This window comes from Curvibacter microcysteis, from assembly GCF_028649455.1.
Classification (GTDB): Bacteria; Pseudomonadota; Gammaproteobacteria; order Burkholderiales; family Burkholderiaceae_C; genus Curvibacter; species Curvibacter microcysteis.
Genome location: NZ_JAQSIO010000007.1, coordinates 116,322 through 133,435, shown reverse-complemented (window position 1 = coordinate 133,435; position 17,114 = coordinate 116,322). Strand labels below are relative to the sequence as shown.

The 17,114-nt window shown below is 64.9% G+C and carries 15 protein-coding genes; 9 read left to right on the top strand and 6 right to left on the bottom strand.

Annotated features, from left to right (window positions below):
* Nucleotides 1-31: 31 nt before the first annotated feature.
* The 5 genes from ubiE to serA form a co-directional block, all read right to left on the bottom strand.
* Complete coding sequence (ubiE, locus tag PSQ39_RS17120; protein WP_273928067.1) at nucleotides 32-763, bottom strand: bifunctional demethylmenaquinone methyltransferase/2-methoxy-6-polyprenyl-1,4-benzoquinol methylase UbiE; 732 nt, start codon at nucleotides 761-763, stop codon at nucleotides 32-34.
* A gap of 49 nt (nucleotides 764-812) precedes the next feature.
* Nucleotides 813-1,226: a DUF971 domain-containing protein gene (locus tag PSQ39_RS17115; RefSeq protein WP_273928066.1), complete on the bottom strand. Its 414-nt coding sequence runs from the start codon at nucleotides 1,224-1,226 to the stop codon at nucleotides 813-815.
* Between the two features lie 81 nt (nucleotides 1,227-1,307).
* A complete protein-coding gene (locus PSQ39_RS17110) occupies nucleotides 1,308-2,294 on the bottom strand; it encodes a Bug family tripartite tricarboxylate transporter substrate binding protein (protein ID WP_273928064.1) in 987 nt (328 codons plus the stop codon).
* A 37-nt stretch (nucleotides 2,295-2,331) separates the two neighbouring features.
* Complete coding sequence (locus PSQ39_RS17105) at nucleotides 2,332-6,216, bottom strand: FAD/FMN-binding oxidoreductase (protein WP_273928062.1); 3,885 nt, start codon at nucleotides 6,214-6,216, stop codon at nucleotides 2,332-2,334.
* A gap of 116 nt (nucleotides 6,217-6,332) precedes the next feature.
* On the bottom strand, nucleotides 6,333-7,562 hold the full coding sequence (gene serA / locus PSQ39_RS17100) for a phosphoglycerate dehydrogenase (protein WP_273928060.1): 1,230 nt from the start codon (nucleotides 7,560-7,562) through the stop codon (nucleotides 6,333-6,335).
* A 282-nt stretch (nucleotides 7,563-7,844) separates the two neighbouring features.
* On the opposite strand from serA, the gene ugpB reads away from it, so the two are divergent.
* The 5 genes from ugpB to ugpQ all read left to right on the top strand — a co-directional run bounded on the left by ugpB (nucleotide 7,845) and on the right by ugpQ (nucleotide 12,846).
* Entirely contained in the window at nucleotides 7,845-9,152 is a 1,308-nt protein-coding gene (gene ugpB / locus PSQ39_RS17095) for a sn-glycerol-3-phosphate ABC transporter substrate-binding protein UgpB (RefSeq protein WP_273928058.1), read from the top strand.
* Nucleotides 9,153-9,278: 126 nt separating this feature from the next.
* Nucleotides 9,279-10,160, top strand: coding sequence for a sn-glycerol-3-phosphate ABC transporter permease UgpA (gene ugpA, locus PSQ39_RS17090; protein ID WP_273928057.1), 882 nt, complete (start codon nucleotides 9,279-9,281; stop codon nucleotides 10,158-10,160).
* Between the two features lie 42 nt (nucleotides 10,161-10,202).
* A complete protein-coding gene (gene ugpE, locus PSQ39_RS17085; protein ID WP_273928055.1) occupies nucleotides 10,203-11,051 on the top strand; it encodes a sn-glycerol-3-phosphate ABC transporter permease UgpE in 849 nt (282 codons plus the stop codon).
* Between the two features lie 17 nt (nucleotides 11,052-11,068).
* Nucleotides 11,069-12,085, top strand: coding sequence for a sn-glycerol-3-phosphate ABC transporter ATP-binding protein UgpC (gene ugpC, locus PSQ39_RS17080; RefSeq protein ID WP_273928053.1), 1,017 nt, complete (start codon nucleotides 11,069-11,071; stop codon nucleotides 12,083-12,085).
* Between the two features lie 14 nt (nucleotides 12,086-12,099).
* Nucleotides 12,100-12,846 carry a glycerophosphodiester phosphodiesterase gene (gene ugpQ, locus PSQ39_RS17075; protein WP_273928051.1) on the top strand — a complete coding sequence of 249 codons (747 nt, stop codon included), beginning with the start codon at nucleotides 12,100-12,102 and terminating at the stop codon, nucleotides 12,844-12,846.
* 91 nt (nucleotides 12,847-12,937) lie between these two features.
* Here ugpQ and PSQ39_RS17070 read toward each other — a convergent pair whose 3' ends face one another.
* Nucleotides 12,938-13,216 carry a hypothetical protein gene (locus PSQ39_RS17070; RefSeq protein WP_273928050.1) on the bottom strand — a complete coding sequence of 93 codons (279 nt, stop codon included), beginning with the start codon at nucleotides 13,214-13,216 and terminating at the stop codon, nucleotides 12,938-12,940.
* Between the two features lie 89 nt (nucleotides 13,217-13,305).
* Here PSQ39_RS17070 and hemA point away from each other — a divergent pair, with 89 nt between their 5' ends.
* The 4 genes from hemA to grxD all read left to right on the top strand — a co-directional run bounded on the left by hemA (nucleotide 13,306) and on the right by grxD (nucleotide 16,981).
* Nucleotides 13,306-14,577, top strand: coding sequence for a glutamyl-tRNA reductase (gene hemA, locus PSQ39_RS17065; RefSeq protein ID WP_273928048.1), 1,272 nt, complete (start codon nucleotides 13,306-13,308; stop codon nucleotides 14,575-14,577).
* A gap of 101 nt (nucleotides 14,578-14,678) precedes the next feature.
* Nucleotides 14,679-15,764, top strand: a complete 1,086-nt coding sequence (gene prfA / locus PSQ39_RS17060; RefSeq protein ID WP_273928046.1) for a peptide chain release factor 1 — start codon at nucleotides 14,679-14,681, stop codon at nucleotides 15,762-15,764.
* The gene (gene prmC, locus PSQ39_RS17055) at nucleotides 15,761-16,603 is read left to right on the top strand and encodes a peptide chain release factor N(5)-glutamine methyltransferase (protein WP_273928045.1); all 843 of its coding nucleotides are present in this window, start codon (nucleotides 15,761-15,763) and stop codon (nucleotides 16,601-16,603) included. The genes prfA and prmC overlap by 4 nt, the downstream gene beginning before the upstream one ends.
* A 51-nt stretch (nucleotides 16,604-16,654) precedes the next feature.
* The gene (gene grxD, locus PSQ39_RS17050) at nucleotides 16,655-16,981 is read left to right on the top strand and encodes a Grx4 family monothiol glutaredoxin (RefSeq protein ID WP_273928043.1); all 327 of its coding nucleotides are present in this window, start codon (nucleotides 16,655-16,657) and stop codon (nucleotides 16,979-16,981) included.
* Nucleotides 16,982-17,114: the final 133 nt, after the last annotated feature.

Here is a 17,114-nt window from a genome sequence, read left to right as displayed (position 1 = left end):
GCCCGATTTCAAGCCGACAGCCGATAGTCTCTCAGCATTTGATGCCCACATGCAGGGCCACCACACCGCCTGTGAGGTTGTGGTAGTCGACATGGCCGAATCCGCATTGCTTCATCAAGGCCTTGAGCTCTTCCTGGCTGGGGTGCATGCGGATCGATTCGGCCAGGTAGCGGTAGCTCTCGGCGTCGCCGGCCACCAGCTGGCCGAGCTGCGGCAGCACTTTGAAGGAGTACCAGTCATAGGGCTTGCTCAAAGGCGCCGCGACCTTGGAGAACTCCAGCACCAGCAGCTTGCCGCCAGGCTTGAGCACCCGGTTCATTTCGCGAAGGGCCACGTCCTTGTGGGTCATGTTGCGCAAGCCGAAGGCAACGCTGACCAGGTCAAAGTGCTGGTCCGGAAAAGGCAGCTTCTCGGCGTCGCAGACCAAGGTGGGCAACACCACGCCCGCGTTGAGCAGGCGGTCGCGGCCGGTGCTGAGCATGGCCTCGTTGATGTCGGTGTGCACCACACGGCCCGTGCGCCCCACCTTCTTGGCAAAGGCCATCGACAAGTCGCCCGTGCCCCCGGCGATGTCAAGCACCTGGTCACCCTCCTTGAGGTTGGCCACCATCACGGTGTAGGCCTTCCAGGCCCGGTGCAGGCCCATGGACATCAAGTCGTTCATGATGTCGTAGCGGGATGCGACCGAGTCGAACACGCCACGCACCCGACGCGCCTTGTCCTGCTCGTCAACCGACTGGAATCCAAAATGTGTGGTGCTCATGGGGATGCTGAAACTGAATTGAAAAAAGCCTGGCCGATGCGGTAACGGCTCAGTGGCTGGCGCAGCCGTGACCGCCCTTGACCGGCATGGGATCGTCGCGCTGGCGACCGGCGGCCTGGAGTCGGGCCTCGTAGGCGGCCCACAAACGGTCTTGTTCGACCCCCAGGGTGTAGAGGTAGTCCCAGGTGAAGATGCCACTGTCGTGCCCATCACTGAAGGTGGGCTTGACGGCGTAGTGGCCCACCGGCTCCAGACCCAACAGGGTGACGTCGCGTTTGCCGGTCTGCAGGGTCTCCTGGCCCGGACCGTGGCCTTGCACTTCCGCTGAGGGCGACAGCACGCGCATCAGCTCAAAAGGCAGGCGAAACACCGCTCCGTCCGAAAACGCCACCTCGAGCACGCGCGACTGGCCGTGCACGGTGAGGGCCGTGGGGGTGGGGGCGCCGGCTTGGAGTCCTGCCATGTGTTTACCTGCCTTGCTGGGCTGACGGGGTCAGCCGGGGGTCAATGATGAGGAGGCCGCAGCGACCTCCGGAAAGCCCCTTCATTGGGGCTGGAAACCGCTGGCCTTGATGATGCGGGCCCAGGTCTGGGCGTAGGTGTGCTCACGCGTGGCCAGTTGTTGCGAGTTCATGAAACCCACGGTCAGGCCCATGTTGGTCAAACGGTCGTGGACATCCGGCTGGTTCAGCACCTTGGCCAAAGCGGCGGAGAACTGGTCAATGCTGGCCTTGGAGGTGCCAGCCGGGGCGAAGAGACCATAAAACGGCACATCTTCAAAGCCGACCAAGCCCAGCTCAGCCAGGGTCGGCACGTCGGGCAAAGCCGCCTGGCGCTTGTCGCCCAGCACCGCCACCACACGCAGCTTGCCGGCGCGGTGGTTTTCAATGAAGTCGGGCACCGAAGCCACGCCAGCGCCGATCTGGTTGCCCAGCATGTCGGCCAGCATGGGGGCGCTGCCCCGGTAGGGCACGGACACCAGGTCGAGCTTGTTCTTCTCACCAATCACCTTGACCAGGAACTCGGGCACCGAGGCCGGGGCCGGTACGCCCACATTGCCTTTGCCACCGCCGGCCTGCACGGCCGCGACATAGTCCTTGAAGGACTTGGCGGGCGTGCCGCTGGAGACCGCGAAAGCGTTCACAAAGGTGGCAAAACCCGCCACCGCGACGAAATCGCGCGCCGGATCAAACCCCGGGTTCTTCACCACCAAGGGCAGGATGGACACGGTGTGGTCATGCGTCAGGAAGAAGGTGCTGCCGTCGGCGGGTGCCGCCTTCAGGGCCTGGGCCGCCACCTGCCCACCGGCGCCTGGGCGGTTCTCCACGATCACCGGCACACCCAGTTCATCCTTGAGCTTGTCGGCCAGGGTGCGGGCAATCACATCGGTGCCGCCGCCAGCGGGAAAGCCCACCAGCAAGCGCACGGTCTTGGCCGACTGGGCCGAGGCCAGGCCCATGGCCGTCAAAGCAGCCACCGCCAAAGCAGTGCGCAGGGTCTTGGCCAGCAGGCCGCGTCGAAGAATTTGCATGAAGGACTCCGGGTTTTGCGGGGATCAGCTCAACAACTCACACCAGCACGCGCTCAATGCCGCCGGCATTGGCCGCCTGCACATAGCTGGGCATCCAATCGGCGCCCAGGATCTGCTGGGCCATTTCGACCACGATGTAGTCGGCTTCCAGCAAACCGTTTTGCAGGTCGTCACCGTAGCGGCTCAGGCCTTGCAGGCAGCTCGGGCAGCTGGTGAGGATCTTGACATTGTCCTGCGCGCCCACAGCGCCACTGGCGCGCAAGGCCGCTTCGCCCTTGCGGATCTCTTCTTCCTTGCGGAAACGGATCTGGGTCGAGATGTCGGGCCGGCTCACGCCCAGGGTGCCCGACTCGCCGCAGCAGCGATCGCTCTTGAGCACCTGGTCGCCGACCAGGGCCTTGACGGTCTTCATCGGGTCCTGCAGCTTCATGGGGCTGTGGCAGGGGTCGTGGTACAGGTAAGCCCCGCTGCCACCGGCCGCGCCCAGGGTGATGCCCTTTTCGAGCAGGTACTCATGGATGTCGACGATGCGGCAGCCCGGGAAGATCTTCTCGAACTCATAGCCTTGCAACTGGTCGTAGCAAGTGCCGCAACTCACCACCACGGTCTTGATGTCCAGGTAGTTGAGCGTGTTGGCCACGCGGTGGAACAGCACGCGGTTGTCGGTGATGATCTTCTCGGCCTTGTCGAACTGACCCGAGCCGCGCTGCGGGTAGCCGCAGCACAGGTAGCCCGGCGGCAGCACGGTCTGCACGCCGGCATGCCACAGCATGGCCTGGGTGGCCAGACCGACCTGGCTGAACAGGCGTTCCGAGCCGCAGCCAGGGAAGTAGAACACCGCCTCGGTCTCGGGCGTGGTGGCCTGCGGGTTGCGGATGATCGGGACGTAGTCCTTGTCCTCGATGTCCAGCAAGGCGCGCGCCGTCTTCTTGGGCAGGTTGCCCGGCATCTTCTTGTTGATGAAGTGGATCACCTGCTCTTTGATCGGCGCGGCGCCCACGCTGGCGGGCGGCGCGCTGGTCTGCTTGCGAGCCACGACCTTGAGCACATCGTTGGCCAGGCGCTGGGCCTTCATGCCCACGCCAACCATGGCCGAACGCGCCAGCTTGATGGTCTCGGGGTTGGTGGCGTTGAGCATGAACATGGCCGCAGCATTGCCGGGGCGGAAGCTCTTTTGCCCCATCTTGCGCAACAGGTTGCGCATGTTCATGGAGACGTCGCCAAAGTCGATCTTCACCGGGCAGGGGCTGGCGCACTTGTGGCAGACCGTGCAGTGGTCGGCCACGTCCTCGAACTCTTCCCAGTGCTTGATCGACACGCCACGGCGGGTCTGCTCCTCATACAGGAAGGCTTCGACCAGCAGCGAGGTGGCCAGGATCTTGTTGCGCGGGCTGTACAGCAGGTTGGCGCGCGGCACATGGGTGGCGCAGACCGGCTTGCACTTGCCGCAGCGCAAGCAGTCCTTGACCGAGTCGGCGATGGCGCCGATGTCGGACTGCTGCATGATCAGCGACTCGTGGCCCATCAGGCCGAAGCTCGGCGTGTAGGCGTTGGTCAGGTCGGCGTGCAGGGTTTCGGTGCTGCCCGCCGAGGGGCGCAGCAGCTTGCCCTTGTTGAAGCGGCCTTCGGGGTCGACTTTTTGCTTGTAGTCGGTGAAGGGACGCAGTTCAGCGTCGGTCAGGAACTCCAGCTTGGTGATGCCAATGCCATGCTCGCCCGAGATCACCCCGTCCAGGCTGCGCGCCAGCACCATGATGCGGGCCACCGCCTCGTGCGCGGTCTGCAGCATCTCGTAGTTGTCGCTGTTGACCGGGATGTTGGTGTGCACATTGCCGTCGCCGGCGTGCATGTGCAAGGCCACCCAAACACGGCCCTTGAGCACGCTTTGGTGGGTCGCGGTGACTTCGTCCAGGATGGGCTTGAAGGCCGCACCGGTGAAGATGGCTTGCAGGCGGGCGCGGATCTCGGTCTTCCAGCTCGCGCGCAGGCTGTGGTCCTGCAGCTGCGGGAACAGGGTCTCCACCCCTTGCAGCCAGCCTTGCCACAGGGCGCGCGCGTCGCGCACCACCGCCAGGGCCTGGGCCACACGTTCTTCGAGCAGTTCGGGCGAGGGCATCTCGCTGGCGTCCTCGGCCTTGCCCAGGGGCAGCTTGCCACGGCTGAAGAATGTCTCCAGCGCATCGCACAAGGCCAGCTTGTTGCGCAGCGACAGCTCGATGTTGATGCGCTCGATGCCGTCGGTGTACTCGGCCATGCGCGGCAGCGGGATCACCACGTCTTCATTGATCTTGAAGGCGTTGGTGTGGCGGCTGATGGCGGCTGTTTTCTTGCGGTCGGTCCAGAACTTCTTGCGCGCGTCGGCGCTGATGGCGATGAAGCCTTCACCGCTGCGCGAGTTGGCGATGCGCACCACCTCCGAGGTGGCCTTGGCCACGTCGTCGGCGTTGTCACCGGCGATGTCGCCGATCAGCACCATCTTGGGCAGGCCCCCATTGCCTTTTTTGCTCTTGGTGGCGTAGCCCACGGCCTTCAGGTAGCGGTCGTCCAAGTGCTCCAGACCCGCCAGCAAGGTGCCCGAGCGCTTTTGCTCGGCAAACATGAAGTCCTTGATCTCGACGATGCTGGGCACCGCGTCCTTGGCATTGCCAAAGAACTCCAGGCACACCGTGCGGGTGTGCTCGGGCATGCGGTGCACCACCCAGCGCGCGCTGGTGATCAGGCCGTCGCAGCCCTCTTTCTGGATGCCCGGCAGGCCAGACAGGAACTTGTCCGTCACGTCCTTGCCCAGGCCTTCCTTGCGGAAGGTCTTGCCCGGAATGTCCAGCTGTTCGGTGCGCAGCCAGGTCTTGCCGTCGGCGGCGTAGTACTTGAGCTCGAAGCTGGCCAGTTCAGCGTCGTGGATCTTGCCCAGGTTGTGGTTCAGGCGCGTCACCTCCAGCCACTCGGCCTGGGGGGTGACCATGCGCCAGCTGGCCAGGTTGTCCAGCGCCGTGCCCCACAGCACGGCCTTCTTGCCACCCGCGTTCATGGCGATGTTGCCGCCGATGCACGAGGCCTCGGCCGAGGTCGGATCGACCGCGAAGACAAACCCGCCACGCTCGGCCGCATCGGCCACGCGCTGCGTGACCACGCCGGCTTCGGTCCAGATGGTGGCCACCGGCTCGGCCAGGCCGGGCAGTTGCACCTTCTCGACCTCGGTCATGGCTTCGAGCTTTTCGGTGTTGATGACCACGCTCTTCCAGGTCAACGGGATCGCGCCACCGGTGTAGCCGGTGCCGCCGCCGCGCGGGATGATGGTCAGTTGCAGTTCGATGCAGGCGCGCACCAGGGCGGCCATCTCAGCTTCGGAATCGGGGGTCAGCACCACAAAGGGGTACTCGACGCGCCAGTCGGTGGCGTCGGTCACATGGGCCACGCGCGACAAACCATCAAACTTGATGTTGTCCTTGGCGGTGTACTTGCGCAGCAGCTTCTGGGTCTTGCGACGCAGCTCGGCGGCCTCTTCAAACGCCGCATTGAAGGATTTGACGGCCTGCTCGGCCATGGTCAGCAGCTCGCCCACCAGGGCGTCGCGGGCGGCGTCCGAGCCCGGCGTGCGGCGCTTTTGCACCTCACCCAGGCGATGCCGCAGGGCATCCACCAGCTGACCACGGCGCTTGGGGTTGTCCAGCAAGTCGTCTTGCAGGTAGGGGTTGCGCTGCACCACCCAGATGTCCCCCAGCACCTCATACAGCATGCGGGCGGAGCGGCCGGTCTGGCGCTCGCCACGCAACTGACTCAGCAGGTCCCAGGCGCGGGAGCCCAGCAGGCGAATGACGATTTCCCGGTCGGAAAACGAGGTGTAGTTGTACGGAATTTCGCGCAAACGGGCCGGTTCAGAGGCCTGCGACAGGAGAGCGGCCAACGCGGTGGGAGCATTCATGGGTAAAACCTGGGGGGTGGGCGTGTGAAGGCCCATGGACCTTGGGGCCCGGATTTTAAGTCACCGGGACAGAGACCGCCCGCAGGCGGCCAACAAACCCGCCGCAGCGGGTGGGCTCAGAACAGCACCCGGGAGCGCAGCGTGCCCGGCACCAGCGCCAATTGCTCCAGCGCCAGCTCGGACGAGGCGGCATCCACATCGATGACCACGTACCCGATATCGCCCCGGGTTTGCAGGTACTGGGCGGCGATGTTGATCTCTTGCTCGGAGAACACCCGGTTGATCTGCGACAGCACGCCGGGCACGTTGCGGTGCACGTGCAGGATGCGGTGCTGGCCACGCTGGCCCGGCAAAGCCACCTCGGGGAAGTTGACCGCCGAGGTGCTGGTGCCGTTGTCGCTGTACTTGACCAGCTTTTCCGCCACCTCCAGGCCGATGTTGGCCTGCGCCTCCAGCGTGGAGCCACCGATGTGAGGCGTGAGGATGACGCGGTCCAGCCCACGCAGGGGTGACTCGAAGGTGTCTTGATTGCTGCGCGGCTCTTCCGGGAAGACATCGACCGCCGCGCCCAGCAAATGACCGGAACGCAGTGCCTCGGCCAGCGCCTCAATGACCACCACCGAACCGCGCGAGGCGTTGATCAGCACCGCGCCGGGCTTCATGGCGGCGATCTCCGCCGCGCCAATCAACCACTCGGTCGAAGGCAGCTCGGGCACGTGCAGGCTCAGTACATCGCTTTGTGCCAGCAAGGCGGGCAAGTTGGCGGCCTGGCGGGCGTTGCCCAAAGGCAGCTTGGCCACCACGTCATGGAACAGCACCTGCATGCCCAGGCCCTCGGCCAGCACCGACAGCTGCGTGCCGATCGAGCCATAACCGACGATGCCCAGGGTCTTGCCCCGGATTTCATAGGATTTGTCGGCCGACTTCAGCCAGCCCCCCCGGTGCGCCACGGCGTTTTTCTCGGGCACGCCGCGCAGCAAGAGGATGGCTTCGGCCAGCACCAGTTCGGCCACCGAGCGGGTGTTGGAATACGGCGCATTGAAGACCGCCACGCCTTGTTCGGCCGCGGCTTCGAGGTCGACTTGGTTGGTACCGATGCAGAAACAGCCCACCGCGACCAGCTTGGGCGCCGCAGCCAACACCTCGCGCGTCAGCTGGGTGCGCGAGCGGATGCCCAGAAAATGCACCTCGGCCAGCTTGGCCTTGAGTTCAGGCTCCGGCAAGGCCCCGCTGAGCGCTTCGATCTGGCTGTAGCCCGCAGATCGCAGCACCTCGACCGCAGAGGGATGGATGCCCTCCAGCAACAGGAACTTGATCTTGCTTTTGTCCAGCGACGTTTTGCTCATGGGTCTAACAGCTTGAGAGACAAGGGGCCGGGGCCCGGGAACAGCACCCAGCGCGGCCACACAAAACGGCCGCAGGCGGGCACCTGGGCACACCATGCTAGCAGCGCGGGGAACGGCCCTCGGTGCGCCGCCGCCTTGTCAGCACGGTTTGCAGGGACAAAGCCAGACAGCGCGGGCGGCGGGTTTCCCCCGTTGTCGCCAAGGAACCTGTGTGACAAAGTTTCGTTTCTTTGTCATATAGCGCGTTTAGCATTCCTTCTTTTTCGTTTCTCAGGAGTCCGCATGAAGTTCCGCAACCTGGCCCTCGTGGCCGCGCTGACCGCCGCCATCGGCGCTCCGGCCCAGGCCCAGACTGAAATTCAGTGGTGGCATTCGATGGACGGCGCCTTGAACGACTGGGTCAATGACCTGGCCAAACAATTCAACGCCAGCCAAAGCGACTACAAGGTGGTGCCGACCTACAAGGGCGAGTACGACCAATCCATGGCCGCCGGCATCGCCGCCTACCGCGCGGGCAATGCGCCCGACATCTTGCAAGTGTTCGAAGTGGGCACCGCCACCATGATGTACGCCAAGGGCGCCGTCAAACCCGTGGCCGACGTGATGAAGGAAGGCGGCGTCAAGTTCGACCCCAAGGCCTACATCCCTGCGGTGGCGGGCTACTACACGGCCCCCAACGGCCAGATGATGTCGATGCCCTTCAACAGCTCGACCACCGTCTTCTATTACAACAAGGACGCCTTCAAGGCCGCCGGCCTGGACCCTGAAAAGGCCCCCGTGACCTGGCCGGACGTGGTGTCCATCGCGGCCAAGCTCAAGGCCAGCGGCAGCACCTGCCCCTTCACCACCTCGTGGATGACCTGGGCCCAGCTGGAAAGCTTCTCGACCTGGCACAACACCAGCTACGCCAGCAAGGGCAACGGCTTCGGCGGCCTGGACGCGCGCCTGGAATTCAACTCGCCGCTGCATGTGCGCCACTTCGAGAACCTGGGCAACATGGCCAAGCAAGGCCTGTTCGTCTACAAGGGCCGCGCCAGCAAGCCGATCACCTCGTTCACCTCGGGTGAATGCGCGATGTTCGTGGGCTCCTCGGGCAGCTACGCCAGCATCCAGCGCGATGCGAAGTTCAAGTTCGCCGAGTCCACCCTGCCCTACTACCCGGACGTGGCCGGCGCGCCGCAAAACACCATCGTGGGTGGCGCCAGCCTGTGGGTACTGGCCGGCAAGCCAGCCGCCAACTACAAGGGCGTGGCCGCGTTCTTCAACTACCTGTCCAAGCCTGAAGTGCAGGCTGCCAGCCACCAACGCACCGGCTACCTGCCGATCACCATGGCCGCTTACGAGCTGACGGAGAAGTCGGGCTTCTACAAGAAGAACCCTGGCACCGACGTCGCCGTGAACCAAATGATCCGCAAGACCACCGAGAAGTCGCGTGGCGTGCGCCTGGGCAACTTCGTGCAGATCCGCGCCATCCTGGACGAGGAAACCGAACAAATCTGGACTGGCAAGAAGACTGCCAAGGAAGCACTGGACACCGCCGTCAGCCGTGGCAATGAGCTGCTGGTGAAGTTCCAAGCGGCCAACAAGTAAAAAGAAAAGCGGCCAGCGCCTCCAAGCGCCGGCCAACGACCCAGGCTGCGTTATGCTGCCTGCCCTCCTGAAACAGCCCGCCCGCCTTCGTGGGCGGGCTGTTTGGCTCAACGGGGCACCCTAAGTATGGAAAAACGTGTTTTGTTTCGCTCGACCTGGCTGCCGTGGGTGCTTCTGGCACCCCAGTTGCTGATCGTCAGCGTCTTCTTCTTCTGGCCTGCGGGCCAAGCCTTGCTGCAGTCCCTGCAACAGCAAGACGCCTTCGGCACCACGGTCACCTGGGTGGGCCTGGACAACTTCCGCGCGCTCTGGAACGACCCCACCTACCTGGAATCCTTCCAGACCACGGTGGTGTTCTCGGTGCTGGTCACGGTGCTGGGACTGGGCATTGCGCTGCTGCTGGCGGTGTTTGCTGACCGCATCGTGCGCGGCGCCACGCTGTACAAAACCGTGCTGATCCTGCCCTACGCGGTGGCGCCGGTGGTGTCGGGCCTGCTGTGGTCCTTCATGTTCTCCTCCTCCATCGGGGTGGTGGCCTGGACGCTGCGCAAACTGGGCTTTGACTGGAACCACTTGCTCAACTCAGGCCACGCCATGGGCTTGGTGGTGATGGCGGCGGTGTGGAAGCAGATTTCCTACAACTTCCTGTTCTTTCTGGCGGGCCTGAACTCCATCCCCAAGTCGCTGGTCGAGGCCGCTGCCATGGATGGCGCTGGCCCCTGGCGCCGCTTCTGGACCATCCAGTTCCCGCTGCTGTCGCCGACCACCTTCTTCCTGGGCGTGATCAACATGGTCTACGCCTTCTTCGACACCTTTGCCATCATCGACGCCACCACCCAAGGCGGCCCGGGCAAAGCCACCTCGACCTTGGTGTACCGGGTCTACTTTGACGGCTTCCGTGGCATGGACTTTGGCTCCTCGGCTGCGCAGTCGGTGGTGCTGATGGTGATCGTCATCGCCCTGACCGTGGTGCAGTTCCGCTACGTTGAAAAGAAGGTGCAGTACTGATGCGCGCTCCTCATTCCCTCTTCGACTGTCTGGGAGACTGCCATGGTTGAACGCAATCCCCTGCTGAACCTGCTGGCCCACGCCATCATGATCGTGGGCGTGCTGATCGTAGCCTTCCCGATCTACCTGGCTTTTGTGGCCTCCACCCACACCGCGCAAGACATCATGCAAGCGCCCATGCCCCTGTGGCCGGGCTCCAACTTCTGGGCCAGCTATGAGGCCGCTTTGACGGGCAGCAGCCGCAGCGGCGGCTCGGCCCCCGTGGCGCGCATGATCTGGGTCAGCTTTGTGGTGACCATGATCATCACCGTGGGCAAGATCAGCATCTCGCTGCTGTCGGCCTTTGCGGTGGTGTACTTCCGCTTTCCGCTGCGCAGCCTGTGCTTCTGGCTGATCTTCATCACCCTGATGCTGCCCGTGGAAGTGCGCATTGGCCCGACCTACCAGGTGGTGGCCGACCTCGGCATGATCAACAGCTTTGCCGGCCTGTCCGTGCCGCTGATTGCCTCGGCCACGGCCACGTTCTTGTTCCGGCAGTTCTTCCTGACCGTACCGGACGAGTTGGTCGAAGCCGCCCGCATGGACGGCGCCGGTCCCCTGCGCTTCTTCAAGGACATCCTGGTGCCCCTGTCGGCCACCAGCATCGCGGCACTGTTCGTGATCCAGTTCATCTACGGCTGGAACCAGTACCTGTGGCCCCTGATCGCGGCCACCAGTGAAGACATGTACCCGATCGTGATCGGCCTCAAGCAAATGATTGGCGCGGGCGAATCGCCCGTGGACTGGAACGTGGTCATGGCCACCGCCATGCTGGCCATGCTGCCCCCGGCCCTGGTGGTCGTGCTGATGCAGAAGTGGTTCGTCAAGGGCCTGGTCGACACCGAGAAATAAGACAAGAGCACACCAACATGGCATCCATTTCCCTGCGCAATGTCGTCAAACGTTACGGCAAAGGCCCCAAGGCCAACCAAGTCATCCACGGCGTGAACGCCGAGATCCAGGACGGTGAGTTCATCGTCATCGTCGGCCCCTCGGGTTGCGGCAAGTCCACCCTGCTGCGCATGGTGGCTGGCCTGGAAGAAATCAGCGGTGGTGAGATCGCCATCGGCGCCCGGGTCGTGAACGACCTGGAGCCCGCCGAGCGCGACATCGCCATGGTGTTCCAGAACTACGCGCTGTACCCGCACATGAGCGTGTTCGAGAACATGGCCTACGGCCTGAAGATCGCCAAGGTGCCCGTGGCCGAAATCAAGCAACGCGTGGACAAGGCCGCCGCCATCCTCGAGCTGGGACACCTGCTGGCCCGCAAGCCGCGCGAACTGTCCGGGGGCCAGCGCCAACGCGTGGCCATGGGCCGCGCCATCGTGCGCCAGCCCCAGGTCTTTTTGTTCGACGAGCCGCTGTCCAACCTGGACGCCAAGCTGCGCAGCCAGACCCGACTGGAAATCCAGAAACTGCACCGAGAACTGGGCATCACCTCGCTGTTCGTGACCCACGACCAGGTCGAGGCCATGACCCTGGCCCAGCGCATGATCGTCATGAACGGTGGTGTGATGGAGCAGTTCGGCACCCCCGAAGAGATGTACCACCGCCCGGCCTCCACCTTTGTGGCCAGTTTCATCGGCTCGCCGTCGATGAACCTGCTGCAGGCCTGCCCGGGCGCTGAGCCCGGCGTGATCACCGGCATCCGCCCCGAACACCTGGACGTGGTGGCGCAAGACGGCTGGTCCGTGAACGTGGAAACTGTCGAACTGCTGGGTGCCGAGCGCCTGATCTATGGCCGACTGGGCAGCGAGCAAGTCATCGTGCGCGTGGAAGAAGGCGCGCCCGTGCCCCGCACGGGCCAGCAGATCCTGGTGCGCCCCCGCGCTGACCGGATCCACCGCTTCGACGCCAGCACCAGCAAGCGCCTGCCCAACACCTGAACCGCGCCCCGCCCATGAGCCTGACCACCCCCTGGCCCTACCCGCGCTGGATCGCCCACCGCGGCGCCGGCAAACTGGCCCCCGAAAACACCCTGGCAGCCTTCCGCCACGGTGCCAGCTTCGGCTACACCATGTTCGAGTGCGATGTGAAGCTGAGCGCCGATGGTGTGCCGTTTCTGCTGCACGACGCCTCGCTGCAACGCACCACCAACAGCCGGGGCATCGCAGGCGAGCTGAGCTATGGCGAACTGGCCCAGCTCGACGCCGGCAGTTGGCACTCGCGCACCTTCGCCGGCGAGGGCATTCCGAGCTTCGAGAACGTGGCCCGTTACTGCCTGCACAACGGCTTCTTCCTGAACATCGAGATCAAGCCCACGCCCGACACCGAACGGGCCACTGGCGAGATCGTGGCCGCCTACGCAGCCCATCTGTGGGCCTCGGCCTCGGTGCCGCCGCTGCTGACCTCGTTCAAGATTGAAGCCCTGGAAGGCGCCGCCGAGGCCGCGCCGCACCTGCCGCGCGGCTTGTTGGCCGACACCTTGTTCCGAGGCTGGCTGGACAAGGCGGTGCAACTGGGCTGTGTGGCCGTGGTACTGAACCACGCGCTGTGGGACGCTGAGACCGTGGCCAAAGCCCAGGGCGCCGGTCTGCGCACGCTGAGCTACACGGTCAACGACGACTGGGCCGCCCAGCGCCTGATCGAACTGGGCACGGACGGCATCATCACCGACCGCGTGGACCTGTTCAGCCCGGCGGGCTGAGCGCTGAAAGAGGGGCTGGCGCCGGCAGCCCTGGGGCTTCACCCGCGGGGGCCCACCCAACTTTTGACAAAGATCAAGAAAGTGTGCGCCCTCAGGCGCGCCAGCCTCGGCTCAAAAACCACTGGCTGGAGGCACAGGCCACCAGCAAGAAACCGTAGCCAGCCATCTTGCCGTCGCGCCCCAGAACCAGCACAGACAGGCCCAGGGCAATCAAGCCCACCATGAAATTGATAGCAAACTTTCCATACCAGGGAACGGCCAGAGAGTTCTGACGCCCCATCAACAGGCCCATCAACACCAGCCAGGCAGCCACGGCGGCGGCCGGCGCCGCAAAGCCCAGCAGGTGATAAAAAAGGTCAAGTGGGCCCATGGATCCGGTGTGAAAAAAGCGATCACCGCGATAGTGAATGAAAAATTCAAGCATCGCGCTTTGCCGCCGATCAATTTTATAATCCGCCGATGGCAGTCTGGGCTTTGGGCATCAATCACACGACCGCACCGCTCGACCTGCGCGGTCGCTTTGCCTTTGCCGTCGATCAAATCCCTCACACCCTGCAGGGCCTGCGCCAGTCTTTTGGTGGCCAGCGCCACCCTGAGGTCGAAGCCGCGCTGATCTCCACCTGCAACCGCACCGAAATCTACTGCGCCGGCTCTCGCACCGCGCTGGACCACACCGTGGGCTGGCTGGCCGAGACCGGGGGGGTCACACCTTCGCTGCTGCGCTCGCACGCCTACACCCTGGAAAACGACGAAGTCGCCCGCCATGCCTTCCGCGTGGCCAGTGGCCTGGACTCCATGGTGTTGGGCGAAGCCCAGATCCTGGGCCAGATGAAAGACGCCGTGCGCGCCGCCGAAAGCGCGGGCGCCCTGGGCACCACGCTGAATCAACTCTTCCAGCGCAGCTTTGCGGTCGCCAAGGAAGTGCGCAGCTCGACCGAGATTGGCGCCCACTCGATCAGCATGGCCGCCGCCGCCGTGCGCCTGGCGGGCCAGCTGTTCGAAGACCTGAGCCAGATCCGCATCCTGTTCGTCGGAGCCGGCGAGATGATCGAACTGGCCGCCACCCACTTCGCGGCCAAGAACCCCAAGTCCATCGCCATCGCCAACCGCACGCTGGAACGCGGCGAAAAGCTGTCCAGCCGCTTTGGTGGCGAGGTCATGCGCCTGGCCGACCTGCCCAGCCGCCTGCATGAATTTGACGCGGTGATCAGTTGCACCGCCAGCACCCTGCCCCTGATCGGTCTGGGCGCGGTGGAACGCGCCCTCAAGCTGCGCCGTCACCGCCCCATGTTCATGGTCGACCTGGCCGTGCCGCGCGACATCGAGCCCGAGGTCAAGGCCCTGGAAGACGTCTACCTCTACACCGTGGACGACCTGGCCAGCGTGGTGCAAACCGGCCAAGCCAACCGCCAAGCCGCCGTGGCCCAGGCGGAAGCCATCATCGACGCGGGGGTGCAAAGCTTTTTGCACTGGATGGACCAGCGCAGCGCTGTGCCCTTGATCCAACAACTCAACCAGCAGGCCGAAGCCTGGCGCGAAGCCGAACTGGCGCGCGCCCGCAAGCTGCTGGCCCGGGGCGACGACCCCGAAGTCGTGCTGCAGGCCCTGGCCAAGGGCCTGACGCAAAAAATGCTGCATGGCGCCATGGCGGAGTTGCACGCGGGCGACGCCCATTCGCGCGAACGCGCCAGCCAGGCCATCCAGCACTTCTTCCTGCGCAAGGAACGTTAGCGGCCGCAGTCACCTGCCCGCCCTGCCTGCCCCGCTGGGGCGGGCTTCTGTGTTCCCGGCCTGCGCCCCTTTGGCGCCAGGCCTCTTGTCAGAAGCGCCTCATGAAAGACTTTCTCCGCCAGCAACTTGACCGCTATGCCCAGCGGCTGGACGAACTCGACTTCCTGCTCTCACGCGAGGACATCATGAGCGACATGGGCCAGTACCGCACCCTGTCGCGCGAACACGCTGACGTCACCCAGGTGGCGGGCCGCTACAAGCGCTTTCGCCAGCGCGAGGCCGAGCTGAGCGATGCGCGCGAGATGCTGGCAGACCCCGACATGGCCGACATGGCGCAAGAAGAGATCGCCAGCGCCACCGAGGAACTGAGTCAGCTCGAAGGCGAACTGCAGCGCCTGCTGCTGCCCAAAGACCCCGACGACGCGCGCAACGCCTTTTTGGAAGTGCGCGCCGGCACCGGCGGTGACGAGTCCGCCCTGTTCGCTGGTGACCTGGCCCGCATGTACACGCGCTACGCCGAGCGCGCCGGCTGGCGCTGCGAGATCGTCAGCGCCAGCGACAGCGAGCTGGGTGGCTACAAGGAAGTGGTGCTGCGCCTGGAGGGCGACCATGTCTACGGCGCGCTCAAGTTCGAGTCTGGTGGTCACCGCGTGCAGCGCGTGCCCGCCACCGAAACCCAGGGCCGCATCCACACCAGCGCCTGCACGGTGGCCGTGTTGCCCGAGCCCGACGAGGCCCAGGCCGTGCAGATCAACCCGACGGACCTGCGCATCGACACCTACCGCGCCAGCGGTGCGGGCGGCCAGCACATCAACAAGACCGACTCAGCGGTGCGCATCACCCACTTGCCCACGGGCATCGTGGCTGAATGCCAGGACGACCGCAGCCAACACCGCAACAAGGCCAAGGCCATGCAGGTGCTGTCGGCGCGGATTCAGGAAAAGGACCGCAGCGAGCGCGCGGCCAAGGATGCCGCCCTGCGCAAAGGCCTGATCGGCAGCGGCGACCGCAGCGACCGCATCCGCACCTACAACTTCCCGCAAGGTCGCCTGACCGACCACCGCATCAACCTCACCCTGTACAAGCTGAGCTTCATCATGGAAGGCGACCTGAGCGATGTGCTGGGCGCCCTCCAAGCCGCCCAGGAGGCCGAGCAACTGGCCGAACTCGAAGTGGGGGTCGCGTGAGCAGCGTCCCCACCGTGCAACAGGCCCTGGCCCAGGGTCAGGCGGCCGGCCTGCCCCGGCTCGAGGCTCAGATGCTGCTGCTGCTGGCCTTGCAGCGCGCCCCGCATGACCGTGCCTGGCTGCTGGCCCATGACAGCGACCCCCTGAGCCCTGCCGCCCAGGCGCGCTTGGCCGAGCTGCAACAACGCCGGCTCGACGGCGAACCCATGGCCTACCTGAGCGGCGAGCATGAGTTCTACGGCCTCACGCTGCGGGTGGACGCGCGCGTGCTCGACCCACGCCCCGACACGGAAACCTTGGTCGACTGGGCCTTGGCGCAGCTCCCCCAGCATGCGGGCCTGCGTGCCGCCGATCTGGGCACCGGCAGCGGCGCCATCGCCCTGGCGATCGCCCAGCAAAGACCCGACGTGCAAGTCAGTGCGGTCGACGCCAGCGCCGACGCCCTGGCCGTGGCCCAGGCCAATGGCGAACGCCTGCGCCTGCCCGTGACCTGGCACCTGGGCGATTGGTTCAGCCCGCTGGCCGGACAACGCTTTGAGCTGCTGGTGTCCAACCCGCCCTACATCGCCGAGGCCGACCCGCACATGGCCGCCCTGCGCCATGAACCCCGCCGGGCCCTGACCAGTGGTGCGGACGGGCTGGATGACTTGAAGCGCCTGGTGCAGGATGCCCCCGAGCACTTGCAGACCGGCGGCTGGCTGCTGCTGGAACACGGCTGGGACCAAGCCGAAGCGGTGCGTGCCCTGTTGAGTGCGCGAGGCTTCTGTTCGGTGCAAAGCCGTGTCGACCTGGCAGGCATTGAACGCTGCTCCGGCGGGCAGTGGCCAGGGCTGAGATAATCAGCACAGTTTGCCCGTGTCGCGGGCGCCCACGAACTGAGGAAACCCACCATGAGTGACGTCCAACAACGCATCGATGACCTGGTCAAGAACAATGAAGTGCTGCTGTTCATGAAAGGAACGGCCAGCTTCCCCCAATGCGGCTTCTCCGGCCGTGCTGTGCAGATCCTGAAGGCCTGCGGCGTGGACCCCAAGGGCCTGAAGACGGTCAACGTGCTGGAAGACCCGGAGATCCGCCATGGCATCAAGGAATACAGCCAGTGGCCCACCATTCCACAGCTCTATGTGAAGGGCGAGTTCATTGGCGGCTCCGACATCATGATGGAGATGTACGAGTCCGGCGAACTGCAACAAGTGATCACCGGCCCGGCCGCCTGAGCGTTCTGCCCGCCCACTCAGGCCGCTTTGCGGCCTGCCAGAAAGCCACCCGACGCGGTGGCTTTTTTGTTTTTTGCAACAGCCCCAGTGTCCCCAGGCTTTTTCACCTTGAGAGCGGGCATGTCTTGTGCTT